The organism is Pseudomonas sp. NPDC089530, from assembly GCF_050280705.1.
Lineage (GTDB): Bacteria > Pseudomonadota > Gammaproteobacteria > Pseudomonadales > Pseudomonadaceae > Aquipseudomonas.
In genome coordinates this window covers 21,845-34,439 of the sequence record NZ_JBNNVU010000010.1, presented here as the reverse complement: position 1 = coordinate 34,439, position 12,595 = coordinate 21,845, and the positions used below count along the sequence as shown (strand labels likewise).

At 54.2% G+C, this 12,595-nt stretch carries 11 protein-coding genes; 5 read left to right on the top strand and 6 right to left on the bottom strand.

Annotated elements, in window-relative coordinates; translation table 11 throughout:
* Positions 1-17: 17 nt before the first annotated feature.
* The 3 genes from ACQKQA_RS06180 to ACQKQA_RS06170 form a co-directional block, all read right to left on the bottom strand.
* Positions 18-2,855 carry a TonB-dependent receptor domain-containing protein gene (locus ACQKQA_RS06180; RefSeq protein ID WP_427554576.1) on the bottom strand — a complete coding sequence of 946 codons (2,838 nt, stop codon included), beginning with the start codon at positions 2,853-2,855 and terminating at the stop codon, positions 18-20.
* Positions 2,856-2,951: 96 nt separating this feature from the next.
* Positions 2,952-3,917 (bottom strand): FecR domain-containing protein, encoded by a 966-nt coding sequence (locus ACQKQA_RS06175; RefSeq protein WP_427554575.1) that lies wholly within the window; start codon positions 3,915-3,917, stop codon positions 2,952-2,954.
* Complete coding sequence (locus ACQKQA_RS06170) at positions 3,914-4,420, bottom strand: sigma-70 family RNA polymerase sigma factor (RefSeq protein ID WP_427554573.1); 507 nt, start codon at positions 4,418-4,420, stop codon at positions 3,914-3,916. Before ACQKQA_RS06170 ends, ACQKQA_RS06175 begins: the two co-directional genes overlap by 4 nt.
* Positions 4,421-4,715: 295 nt before the next feature.
* Between ACQKQA_RS06170 and ACQKQA_RS06165 the strand changes: the two genes are divergently transcribed.
* Positions 4,716-5,018, top strand: coding sequence for a hypothetical protein (locus ACQKQA_RS06165; protein ID WP_427554572.1), 303 nt, complete (start codon positions 4,716-4,718; stop codon positions 5,016-5,018).
* A gap of 247 nt (positions 5,019-5,265) precedes the next feature.
* Positions 5,266-6,018 carry a carbonic anhydrase gene (locus tag ACQKQA_RS06160; protein ID WP_427554570.1) on the top strand — a complete coding sequence of 251 codons (753 nt, stop codon included), beginning with the start codon at positions 5,266-5,268 and terminating at the stop codon, positions 6,016-6,018.
* A gap of 123 nt (positions 6,019-6,141) precedes the next feature.
* Here ACQKQA_RS06160 and ACQKQA_RS06155 read toward each other — a convergent pair whose 3' ends face one another.
* The 3 genes from ACQKQA_RS06155 to ACQKQA_RS06145 form a co-directional block, all read right to left on the bottom strand.
* Positions 6,142-6,564: a hypothetical protein gene (locus ACQKQA_RS06155; protein ID WP_427554568.1), complete on the bottom strand. Its 423-nt coding sequence runs from the start codon at positions 6,562-6,564 to the stop codon at positions 6,142-6,144.
* Positions 6,542-7,699 (bottom strand): polymorphic toxin type 44 domain-containing protein, encoded by a 1,158-nt coding sequence (locus ACQKQA_RS06150; RefSeq protein WP_427554566.1) that lies wholly within the window; start codon positions 7,697-7,699, stop codon positions 6,542-6,544. The genes ACQKQA_RS06155 and ACQKQA_RS06150 overlap by 23 nt, the downstream gene beginning before the upstream one ends.
* Positions 7,700-7,924: 225 nt before the next feature.
* On the bottom strand, positions 7,925-8,197 hold the full coding sequence (locus tag ACQKQA_RS06145; RefSeq protein WP_427554564.1) for a hypothetical protein: 273 nt from the start codon (positions 8,195-8,197) through the stop codon (positions 7,925-7,927).
* Between the two features lie 448 nt (positions 8,198-8,645).
* Here ACQKQA_RS06145 and ACQKQA_RS06140 point away from each other — a divergent pair, with 448 nt between their 5' ends.
* Genes ACQKQA_RS06140 through ACQKQA_RS06130 form a run of 3 tightly spaced genes read left to right on the top strand, consistent with a single transcriptional unit; the run spans position 8,646 to position 12,363 of the window.
* Positions 8,646-9,890, top strand: a complete 1,245-nt coding sequence (locus ACQKQA_RS06140; RefSeq protein WP_427554562.1) for a hypothetical protein — start codon at positions 8,646-8,648, stop codon at positions 9,888-9,890.
* Complete coding sequence (locus ACQKQA_RS06135; RefSeq protein ID WP_427554560.1) at positions 9,887-10,411, top strand: hypothetical protein; 525 nt, start codon at positions 9,887-9,889, stop codon at positions 10,409-10,411. The genes ACQKQA_RS06140 and ACQKQA_RS06135 overlap by 4 nt, the downstream gene beginning before the upstream one ends.
* Positions 10,399-12,363, top strand: coding sequence for an AAA family ATPase (locus tag ACQKQA_RS06130; RefSeq protein ID WP_427554559.1), 1,965 nt, complete (start codon positions 10,399-10,401; stop codon positions 12,361-12,363). Before ACQKQA_RS06135 ends, ACQKQA_RS06130 begins: the two co-directional genes overlap by 13 nt.
* The last annotated feature ends 232 nt before the right edge of the window (positions 12,364-12,595 follow it).

Sequence of the window (12,595 nt, the reverse complement as noted above, 5' to 3'; positions counted from 1 at the left end):
CGGCAACACCCTCCCCTTTAGAACTTCGTCATCATCCCCACCCGCAACGTGCGCCCCGGCGCCGGCATGAAGCTCTGGGCCAGCGGGTCCAGATAATAGCGGTCGGTGAGGTTCTGCAGCGACACGTTGAGCTGGGTGTGCTCCTGCAGCTTGTAGTTGAGGAACAGATCGAACAGCGTCACCTCGCGGTAGTTCAGCTGCGGCGTGGTGGCGCCGGTCTGCCAGTTCTCGTCGGCGGTGACGGTGGGCCCGGAGGTGTAGGTCACGCGAGTGCCGAGGGTCAGGCTCTGGTCGAAGAAGCGCAGGCCGGTGGTCAGGTTCGCCGCCAGCTTCGGCGGGTTCTGGGTATTGGTGTAGGAACCCATGAAGCTGCCCGGGGTGCAGTCCGGGGTGTTGCTCAAGTCACGGTAGGCATTGCTGCTGGCGCGCAGTTTGGCGGCGAAGGCCGAGTCGCAGGTTTCAGTCTTCAGGTAGTAGGTGGACGACAGGTCGGCGAAGGCCCGGCCGGCGTCGTAATGCGCCTGCAGCTCCAGGCCGCGGGTCTTGTAGCTGTCGGTGTTGCTGAAGCGCATCAGGCCCATCAGGCCCGGGCTCGGGTCGTAGTAGCGGGTGATGTAATTCTTGATGTCGTTATCGAAGTAGGCCAGCTTGAGCGCCGCCGTGTCGTTGTCCAGCAGCAGGCCCTTTTGCAGGGTGCTGGCGCCGATTTCCCAACTGCGCGAGCGCTCGGGTTTCAAGCCTTTGCCGGGCTGGGTCTGCAACACGCCCTGGCTGGTCTCGAACAGCGACGGCATGCGCAGGCCCTCGGTGTAGGAGGCATAGACGAAGGTGTCCGGGGCCACCTCGAGATTGATGCCGAAGGCCGGGGCAAAGGCGCCGCCGCTGTTGCTGTTCTTGCCGCCATAGTCGTAGCCGGTGACCACCTCGCCGACCTGGGACGGATAGACCGTCGACTCGGTCGCGCCGAAGTCGTTATAGCGAGTGCCCTCGAACGGAAAGTTGGTGTTCTTGAACACAATGCCGTTGTTCAGCCGCGGGTCGGTGGCGTCGGTGAACTGCCCGCTCGCGTCCGGGAACCAGAGCATGTTGCCGTAACTGTCCGGGTTCGAAACGCTCACGTAGCGCAAGTCGCGCTCTTCCCGGCGCGCGGTCGCGGAAGCGACCTTGTCCTGGGTGCGATAGTGGGTGTAACGCCCGCCGCCCCACAGGGCCAGGCGCTCCACGGGCTTGTATTCCAGCTTGCCGTTGAAGCTGAACTCCTGCCGCGTCCCTTCGCGCAACATGCGGTTGGCGTTGATGTCGTGCTGGGTGGTGACCACGCCCTTTTGCGGGCGCAGGTCCTCGACCTGGAACGAGCTGCCCAGGTCCAGCTTGAAATCGCCGTAGTCGCTCTGGAAACGCGAGGTGTTGCTCAGGTCGCCGCCGATGCGCCGGTCGGCCTGGCGGCTCCAGGCGCGGTCCGAGCGATAGGCTTGGGAGGCCGGGGCCGCCACCGAGGTCAGCTGGCTGGTCTGGGCGTCGGTCATCCACAGGTTGGCGGTCAGGTCCACCAGCGGGTTGTCCGCCGGCAGGTAGTTGTAGCGCGCGGTGTAGGTGTCGATCTTGGTGTGGCCCAGGGGGTACTGGTAAATGCCGCCGGTGCCGAAGCGGAAAATGTCCGACGGCATGATCTCGCCGATGTGCCCGTCGTAGCGTCGATAGCCGAGGTCGAAGGTGTGGTCGTCCGCCGGCCGGATGGTGGTCTTGAGCAGGAACGACTCGGTCTTCGCCGACGAGTTGAGCACCTCCTCGCCAGCGTTGTAGGTGGTGGCGACGCTGGTCTCTTCATTGCCCCAGCGGTTATAGGTGCGGTAGCGGTCCTGGCCCTTCTTGCCGGCGAAATAGTTGCCCTGGTTGCGCTTGGCGTAGGCCGCCACCACGTCGAACAGGTCATGCCGGTAGGCGAACGCGGCGCTGCCGGCCTCCGCGTCCGAACCGAACAGGCCGCCACGGCTTTGGTGCGGTTCCGAATACAGATCCTGGGTCTTGGAATGCCCGTCGCGGGAAGCCGGGTCGACGCCGTTGTTCCACAGCTCGCCCTTGAGGCGCAGGCCCACGTTCTGGCCGTCCTTGAGGATGTCGTCGACGCCCAGGGTGCGCATCTTCACCGTGCCGCCGATGGCGCTGGAAGTCAGGCTCGGGCCCTTGTCGATGGCGATGTCGCTGATCAGGTCCGGGTCGATGTAGCTGCGTTGCTGGGTGCCGGCATAGCCGCGGTAGACATCCAGCGCCTGCTGCGAACCGTCCACCGTCACCGCCACCCGGCTCTGGCCCTGGATGCCGCGAATGTTCACATCCAGGCCGCCGCCGTTGCGGCTGTCGCCCACCTGCACCCCGGGCTGGCCCTTGAGCACGTCGCCCACCGAGACCGCGCCGAAGCGCTGCATGTCCTCGCCGGAGATGTACACCGACGAGCGCGGCGCCCGGTAGACCTCTTCCAGCTCAGGGTTTTCACCCTTGACCTGCTGCGCCGGCAGCGACACCGCCTCCTGCTGCAAACGCAAGGCATAGCTGCCGTCCGCCTGGCGCTGATAGCCCAGGCCGGTGCCCGCCAGCAGCTGGAGCAGCCCCGCTTCGGTATTGAAATCCCCTTGCAGGCCCTGGCTGTTCCTGCCGGCGGTGAGCAGCGCGCTGCCGGCCATGCTGATGCCCGCCTGGGCGCCGAAACGCGACAGCACCTGGTCCAGCGGGCCGGCAGCAATGTTGTAATGCCGAGCCGCGTCGGCGGCGAACACCGCCTCGCCACCCAACGGCGGCAGGCTCAATAACAGCAGGGCAAAAGTGCGGGTGCGCAAGGCACGGGCAGGGAAAGTCATGCAAGGCTCCTGGGGGTTGGCACCCACCTGTTCCGATGGGTCATACCCAGAGGCCAAGCCAGATCGAAAAAACTATCGCGCGAACGAAAAAAAATTTCAGACGGGCACCACCGTCACCCAATACCGGGTGCGGCGCTCGATCCGCACCGGCAGCGTGGTGGCCAGCAGCGCCAGGGCGGCATCGGTGTCGTCCAGCTGGAAACTGCCGGTCACGCGCAAGGCCGCCACCGCTTCGTTGCAACGCAGCAGGCCCGGGCGATAACGGGACAGCTCAGCCAGCAGACGATCCAGGCGCATGCGCTCGGCCGGCAGAATGCCGCGCAACCAGGCTTGAGCCAGGAAGGTATCGATGGGGCTTGCCTGCCCTACTCCACGGCTGTCGATCCGGGTTTGCCAGCCGGCCTGCAACGGCACCACCGCCGGGTGACGATGGGCGCTGACCTGCACCAGCCCGCGCAGCACCGTCACCTGAGTGCCTTGCCGATCGTGGCGCACCAGTAGGTTGGCGCCGCGGCTGTAGAGCACTGCATCCGGGGTTTGCAGTTGCAACGACGCCGATCCGACCGGCATATCCAGGGCCAGCTCGCCCTCGACCAACTGCACGGAACGCCGCTGCGGGCTCAAGTCCAGGTTCGCCGCGCTGGCAGTGTTCAGCCACAGCGAACCGCCGTCCGCCAAGGCCCAGCGCCGCCGCTCGCCAACCGCCGTGCGATAACTCGCCAACGCCGAACGCACCAGGGTCGACTCCGCCCCCTGCCAGGAAATCCCGCCAAACAGCCCCAACGCCAACAGGCACTTGAGCACCTGCCGCCGCTGCCGCGGATCGGCGCCCGCCGACTCCAGCGCCCGCCGCGCCGTGGCATCGGCCAACAGATTGGCCCCCGGCTGCAACAGCAACGGCAAACTGCTGACCCGCTGCCAGGCGTACTCATGCTCGGCACTCGCCTGCCGCCACTGCTGCAACGCCTGATGCTCGACGGCATCCATCAACCCCGACTGCGCCTTGACCATCCAGTCGATGGCGCTATCGCGCACCCGCGGATTAACAGCAACGCCGCTCATTCAAAACGGCTCGCGTAACAGACACTGAACGCCTTGCCCATGGCCCGCTGCACCTGGGCCACGGTCAGGCTCAACTGCGCGGCGATCTGCGGGTAAGTCAAACCGTCCAGCTGCGACAAAAAGAAAATCTGCCGCACCCGCACCGACAACCCCACCAACAGCGAATCCAGCTCCAGCAAGGTCTCGATCATCAAATGCCGCGCTTCCGGCGACGGCTCCTCCCCCACCGGTCGCGCCGCCAACGCCTCCAGATAAGCCCGCTCGATCGCCTGCCGCCGCCAGCGATTGATCAACAAGCCATTGGCAATAGTCGCCAGAAACGCCATGGGCTGACGCAACTCACGCACATCCTCCTGGGAGCGCAACACCCGGATAAAAGTGTCGTGCGCCAAGTCCTCGGCATCGGCGGTGTGCCCCAGGCGCCGATGCAACCAGCCCCGCAGCCAGCCGTGATGGTTGGCATACAACTGGGCGACGGGCGAGACGGTGCTGTGGCTGGGCATGGGAGATTCGCACTAATGATAATGCTTCTCATTTTATTATTTGCGAGTGGGAGTTGTACAGCTTTTGGAGAATGCCTCGGGCTTGGAAATGGCCCTGGGCTGGCCACTGCACGACCGCCCTATAGCACATCTGGCCTATAGGCGGCCCTCCAGCGCCATGCTGGAATAAATCACTCTATCGAGTCGGATTAAACAGGGGGCGACTGGCTGGCCCACCTGATTTTCCCGTTCCTGCCGTGCCCCCTCTCGAGGCTCGCTGATCACCAGGGCGAAACACTATTAAGGAAAATATGCCATGAACAAAAACACTCTCCTGGCCCCCGTGTTACTGCTGCTGGCGGGCACCCTGGCCGGCTGCTCCACCACCCCCAACGTCCTGCAAATACACAAAGTCACCGCCGAAACCATCGGCCTGGCCTCCACCGACGAACTCACCATGGGCCCCGTGACCAAAGGCAAGGAAGACTTCCTCGGCGGCTCGGAACTGACCTTCAAGGCCACCACCGCCAAGGGCCGCGTCTTCAACTGCTCGACTTTCATGACCCCGGGGATCCTGCTCGATCCGCCGAAGTATTCGCGGCTGACTTGCACGAACTGAGTGGGTGCAGCGGTTTGGAGCAAAAAGCCCCGACTTGTCGGGGCTTTTGTTTTGATTGGTTAGTCGATTGCGAGGATTTCATAGAGTCCGGTGAGTCGCGCAGCGTCCGAAGGGCACTCTTTGCAGCCCTTCGAGGCCGCGCAAAACATAATGTTACAGACCGACTAGACTCCAACGCTCCAGGGCCGAAGGTTCCTGGCCCCCAACGGCAGTCATTCCCACCGAGTCGACCCGAGTACACAAAATCATGTGTGAATCATGTGATTCAAACCCCAGCACAAACACCCACGATCGTCGTCGTTTTCTTCGCTTCGCCGGGCTGGGAGCCGGCGCCCTGCTGATGGCCAGCGTGCTGCCCGACAGAACGCTCCAGGCCGCCGAAAAAACCGCCGCGCCGCCCAAACCACAAAACGCCATCAACCCCGACCAGGCGCTGCAAAGGCTGATCGAAGGCAATGAACGTTATGTCAGCGGGAACTCAAAGACCCACGACTTCAAGGACGAACGCGAAGCCCTGGTTTCCGGGCAGAACCCGTTCGTGGCGGTGCTCAGTTGCTCCGACTCGCGGATCGCCCCCGAGTACGCTTTCGACACCGCGCGAGGCGATCTTTTCGCCATACGCGTCGCGGGCAACTTCGTAACCGGGGAAGGCCTGGCCAGCCTTGAATACGCCGTCGCGGTGCTCGGCGCCCCGCTCATCCTCGTACTGGGCCACGAGAGCTGCGGCGCCATCGAGGCCGGCATAAAAGCCGTAAAAGACCACACCGTATTTCCTGGGCACATCCCGAAACTGACCGACGCACTCAAGGCCTCTATCGAGACAGTGCTCAAGCAGCCCGGGAGTCTGCTGGAAAATGCAACGGCGCAAAACGTCAAGGACTCAGTCGCCAGCCTTAAAAAGGCCACGCCACTGCTCACCGATGCGCTCGACAAGGGCAAGTTGAAAATCGTGGGCGGCGTCTATCGCCTTGCCACCGGTAAAGTCGAGATGATTGCCTGAACCGGACAGTGCGCATCGCCTGCCGATAAGCCGAGAAAGAGCCCAGCGCGCCGGCTGGGCTCTACTGGTTTTCGTCGTCCAGATAAACGACCGGGCTTGCCCTGCCTGGTTGGGAGTATCGTCTTACGGCTTTGCCCAGTCTCCTTTGCACTGATCCAATCGGTCCTCATCAGTCCCAATGCCTTTCTCTGTGTCGATGTTCCCGTTCAGGTCAAGATAGATATGGGTGTTCGGCCATTTGGGGGTGATGCTGACGCAATGGTGACGGCCCTTTTCGCTCCACCAATCCAACCGCATGAAAAAGTCTTCGCCTGGAAATATAAAGCCGTTATCTGATGTGCCGCCTCCAGGTTGCATCCGTCCTTTATATATCCGGTGCTGCACGTTCCAGATGTACTTCAGCTCTTCCTTGCCGTTTTCGGCGTAGTGAACGGTTACTGTCGGCTCAAGAATGGTCTGCCCTACAAAAAACAAAATCGGTAACAAAGGAATCAATAGCAGCCAAGCGCATCCAGATCGTCCCTTACTCACATTTGTGGTCGTCAATCCCTTCTCCCCAGTTTTCTGGCGGTACTGCTAGTACTTCGTCCATGACCATCTTCGCTGTTATCCCTCCATTGGGGTGCTGGTTGGCGAGCTTCACACCAATACTGATCGCCACCCTATCGGCAACGTCGTCCCATGATCGCAACTCTGTCCATGGGCTGGCTGTTGGGTGGGGGCCGGGGAGTTTCCAATCCTTTTGCGGCTTTTTGACCCACTCCTCCCCCTTCCTTAGGGTGTCCGAGACAATCTGTTCAGCTCCTGCGCCATCCAGCAGCACGCTTTCGGATAGTCCGCCAATAACTCCAACATACCCGTAATGGATATTCGACCAAATGTCGTAGAAGTACATGTACTTCCCTTGCTTGTGCCAGAAGGTGCCGTTAAACAGCGCTTTCAACTTGGGCTTGTGATCCCACTCTTGATTCTGACCTACTTTTTTAGTCCAGATCGCCGCCGCCGCAGCTTTCTGGGTTTTTGCAATATCGCCAAAGTTTGGCCGTCCGCCTATACGCGCAAACAGCGGCAGCGCTGTGAACCGCTTCGCCGCAACCTCGGGATCATAGTCAATAAGATTTCTCATCTTCAACACAGCCGGGTCGTGAATGTTGCGATTCATCTCGTCAGCGATGTAGGTGGCCAGTTGCTCCATCTGGTCGGGATGGTTACATACAACCGGCTCCGCTGCCCCCGTATCCTGTGTTCTGGACGAATCGCCGGGATCTATCAGAGCATTTGCAGCAACGGCCTTTTCTGTGAGGTTCGGATCAGCCAGCAGAGTAGCCATCTTCTCATCATCTACAGAGCCGTCTGGCCGGAATGCCCCTAGTGCTGCGAAGTTGATAATGGCTGCCCCTGGTGCAGCTCCCATCACGAACCCGCCGAAGGTATCACCTGATCCAGTGATGATCGTTCCACCGTGGCTGGTAGGGCTGCCCACATGAGCCAAGGGGCGACCATTGATTAGGATCGAGGGAAAGCCCGTGGTGATGACGGCACCGCAACCGCAAGTGTCACCGACACGAGCGGCCCCCATGAAATTGATCTGGGAGTCAGCACTGGCAGAAGCAATCGGGGTAATACCGTGACCGGGCATTGGGCAGACATGCTTGTCACCCAATCGTGCAGAAGAAATCATGCTCCATCCTTGTTCCGTGCATAAAAAAGCCCCCGTCATGGGGGCGAATACCATTTGCAGCTGGCTTCGGGACGTTACGGCATGCGGTTGTAGATGGTCTGTAGGGAACATCTGAAAGTGATGAGGGCCTGTTCACTTCTCGATGACTAACGCGCCTCATCCTGCCTTTCTTCCGACAACGCAGGTTACGACCGGGCCTGCACTGCCCGGTCGTTGCTTGTCGGATCAAGCGTTCAGCACCTGGGACTTATCACCCAGGGTGCGCAGCAGATCGCAGCCGTCGCTGAGCAACAGACCAATAGCAAAGCGGATCTGAGCGACATCTTGAGCGCCGGAAGCGCAGTCGAGGATTTCCAGCAGATTGCGGGCAGCGCCGATGCGTTGTTGGGCGCAGGTGTAGAGATCGGAGAGTGAGGCGTTGGCGTCCAAGTAGAGGACGGGGTGGTCGGTGTCGTTGCGGGTGAGTGGAACGAGGTTGCAAATTTCTGTGCGGGTCATTGGTGAAGCTCCATGAGTATTCAAGCCCTGCCTCCGTCATCCAAGCGAACAGAGAGTCGGATGATGAATGAGGCGCTATGCACATAGTTTTTGGCCCGCGATGACCAGTCATCAGCCAGCAATGACGTGCTGAACTATAGAAGCGGTATTCGCTTGGGGACAGCTTTTAGGTGAAAAGCTGTTCGTTCTTTCGTTTCAAAAATATGCCATGAGCAGCTTGTGAATAGTTACTTTCGGCCAGAAGCTGTCAGTCGTCACCGGCTGGAATCCAACTCAACTAGATCTACACGGGCCAGGGTTGACCTCACCCTTCGTTGCTCTCCTTACCCAAACCGGAGAGGCGTAAGCCATGCAAGGCATAGCGGCATATCGACAGCATGGTCAGCTTTCAGTTACGGTTCGGTCATAGAAATCCCCGAACAACCTAAGTAACGGATTACACGTCGATATGACGCAGATAATAAACCGGGATGCCGCTGACAAAACAAAAGGCTTCCGCCTCCAAAAGCTCCGAGCAGCAACACTTCTGCTGAGAGCAGCAAATGACTTGTCAAATGTAAATTTCTACTACGCAGCCATTGAAGCGGAAGAAGATGTAACAATAACAAAAACTGTAAATTTAAGCACAGAACAGATAATTGAAGAAGACAAAAATTACAGCTCTGATAGCAACTTTACAATATACTCAGAAGCCGTACTAAACACCCTTGTAAGTTTTTTTGATATCTATATAGGTAAGTGGCACAGAAGCCAATCTACAATATTTACATTTAGCTTTTACACCACAACGAATTTCGGAAAGGAAAAAAAGAAAGAACTTGCAGACGGAACAATAATAGAGCTTCCCGACAAGCCGATTCTTGGGATTCTTCAAAACTCCTCTGACATTCCCGACAACATAGCCAGCATTGTCAAAACTATCCTGCTTGCTGAATACAAAAAGCAATATGAAAAAAAACCCGGAAATGGCTACCTCAAAGCTCTCGAAGATATTGATTTAGAAGAATTCAAGATTTTTCTGAAGAAAATAAACTGGCTATCTGGGCAAGAAGACGAATCAGAACTCCAAGGCAGCGCAGAGAAACTGATAAAAAACTGCAAATATTATCAACTCAGCATGAGTGGAAAGGAGCAACTGATTCTCGCTAAAATTCTTGACAAGATTGATGAAAAACAACACTTCACAGACTTCGCAGAGAGATTTATCAACTCCGCCGAGGTAGAACTAATTTTCAAAATGGCAGAATCCGAAGTCAGTGAGCAGCTGCTTGACCCCATATGGAAAGAGCTTCAAGAGCTATCAGCTAAAATCACTGACAAACGTAATTTAGAAGAAAAGCTACTGGATAGCTGCCCAACATACCCAAAATCAAAAATTGCAACCCTTGCAAGAAAAGCCTGCAGTTCGAAAACAGAAGAAGAAGCAAGCAACAAGAGCTTTTTATCATTAAAGTACAGGGTTTTTGACGCCTGTGAGGACTATTTTTTTGATAACGACAAATTCAGCGACACCGTTAATCAAACCTCAATCGACACCACAATAAAATCACTACAACGAAAAGCAGCAGATACGATTGAAGAATTGAAAAAAGATTACACATACACCGTATCAAACAAAGAAACCATCAACGGCATAGTAGTAAACCTAATAGACTCATGCTTCATATGCTTCGATGAGGAGAAATCCGAATGAACGAGGCAGCAAAAAAGAACTTAATGTTCATATCATCTGATGACTTTTACCTACTGACATATGCAACAATAATTATCCTTGACAGCCTTAACTGCACCAAGGGACGAATCTTTAAAGACTACAGAAAAATTCCATTCATAATAGAGTTAATAACCAATAATCGAAACACACTAATATTAGAATCATCAACTACAGAGAGACTACACAAAGGCGATAAAGATTTTCTCTTCCACAGCTATACAAATGGCCTCGCCAAAAGAAGCGAAACATTAAAAATTTTATTCACACTTGAAAAGAAGGGATATGTATCTCTCCACAAGGGTGACACAGAAGCACTAGTCAACATAACCCTAAACAAAGAAGAACTGCCCCCGAACTTCCTATCCAAGGAAGTCTTCAAGAACGAGTATATGAATTGCGAGAAATTCAAAAGGGCAATTCAGAGAAGCACAGCCATTACTCTTGACACATTTCTTAGCAAGGCATATAGGGACAGAGGTATAAAAATATGGGAAGTTTAAGAATTCAGAAGGTGGTTTATGAGGGCGAAAACTACCATTTCGAATCCCCCCTATTTGATGAAAACCTCATTCTTATAGAAGGTGACAACGGAACGGGGAAGAGTACCTTCTGCAACTTGATCTATTACGGGCTTGGTGGGCGAGTTAGCGAGTTCAGCCGTAAAGAGAAGAAAGAGCAGCACAAACAAATCACCGAAGACAAAGACAATCGCGTCGAACTTTACGTAAAAATAAACAATGAAAGCTACAAGCTAACTCGCTACATAGACGACAACGACATAACTGTATCATCGACTCTAGAAGCCTGCGATATCAGCACTAAATCACGAATCTTAATACACAACAACGATCAGCCCACGTCCATATTTCAGGTGTTTCGCTCCCCTGAAGTTGAGTACATATTTTCCGACTGGATTCTCTCGAAGCTTGAAATAACCGTTGTAGAGCTATACCAAGGCTATAGAAATTTTAAAATTAATTTCACTGATCTTATGCGGCTTATCTATCATGACCAGCAACCCGACCCTAAAGGGGTTTACAAAAAGATAGATACACAAAGCAATTTCATGAATGACTCAGAGCTTCTGAGAAAAGCCATCTTTGAGCTTTTAGTCGGAAAAACATTTTCGGAATACTACGATTCCCTTTCCAAGTCAAAAGCACTAGAAAAAGATAAAAACATTGCAGCTGGGCTTCTGAAAGAATACTCCCGAATCATTGAGGAACTGTCTGGAAGTTCAGAGCCGCTAAATATTTCGTTTCTTCAGGCGTCCCTGCAAGAAAAAGAGAATCAATTAGAGCGCTTGCACAACGCCAGGAACAAATTCAAAAATAATAGAGAGATCAAAGGAGCAGCAATAGACTACGCACTAATAGATATAAAGAACCAAATTACCGAAAAACAGCTAAACTTAAGCAGGTTGAGTCAAGACCTGATCTCAACCATAGATGAAAAACAACAATTAAACACAGTAAAAGAAAATACTCTAAGAGAAATTTCTCAAATCGTAAAAATCATTCACTCGCATGATCAACTTAATTTATTCTCAGCAGATACATGCCCCTACTGTTTAGGAAAGGTTGAACGGGCAAGCGGTCATTGTGTTTGCGGCTCTGAGATACAAGAGGAACAGTACCAACGTTTCTTCTATACGTCCAAAGAATACAAAGAAATCTATAAAGCAAAAATCAAAACGACCCAAACAATTGAAATAGCCATAACTGATTGCAATCAAGACCTAAATATCATCCAGGATAATATTCACAAGCTGGAAACAGAAATCCCAGAGCTCATGCGAAAAATAGAAGAGCGAGTTGACAATCTAGATACCCCCGTAGATCTAGACACAATTAATGATATCGATGATGAGATCCTAAATACTCGTCAAGATATAGAAAAGATACGCCAGCAAATTGAAGCAGAAAGCAAAAATGTTCGCCTTACAAACGACTACGAGCGAAAGAGAAGCGAACATGAGACTTCAAAGCTGCAAACAGATGAGTTAGAGACGAAAGCAAAAATAGATATTCAAGGTAAGGTAGGGAAGCTCAGCTCCATCTATAATAAATTGATGACTGACTCCCTACCTGACTGCAACACTGCTCGCATAAGTTTAGATGACTACCTCCCGATAGTTGGTAGTGGTGAATATAGAGAGGCCAGCTCAGCCGTATCAAGGCGACTTATGTATTACCTCGCTCTTATGAATTTATCCCTATCACAAGAAGACGTACCGTTTCCTAAATTCTTGCTCATCGACACGCCAGAAACATCAGGGATTGAGCTAGACAACCTTAAACGTTGCCTTGAAAAAATTGGTGAGCTTGGTAGCTATGGAAAATCTTATCAAGTCATACTCACTACGGGCCTTAAAAAATATCCTGACAGCTTTAAAGTGCATAGAAAAATTTATCTTCCAGACAAGCAGCATCGCTTATTAGTCAAAAAATAAACGGCACAGTAAGGGCATACATTGCTCTCAAGTTATGCCCCTCAACGTCTTGTAAAGATCTGCTTGTGCCGCAGGAGCCGTTGAACGACATCTGAGGCTACTCCAGGGGATGAGGGGCTTATCTACTTGGTGCAGTGGATCGCACCGATTTCCGCATGAACCGAAAGACCGCTTGTAAGCGGACGCTCCTCAACCAAGCAGATATCTACATTACTCGTCAGTATTCAAGAGC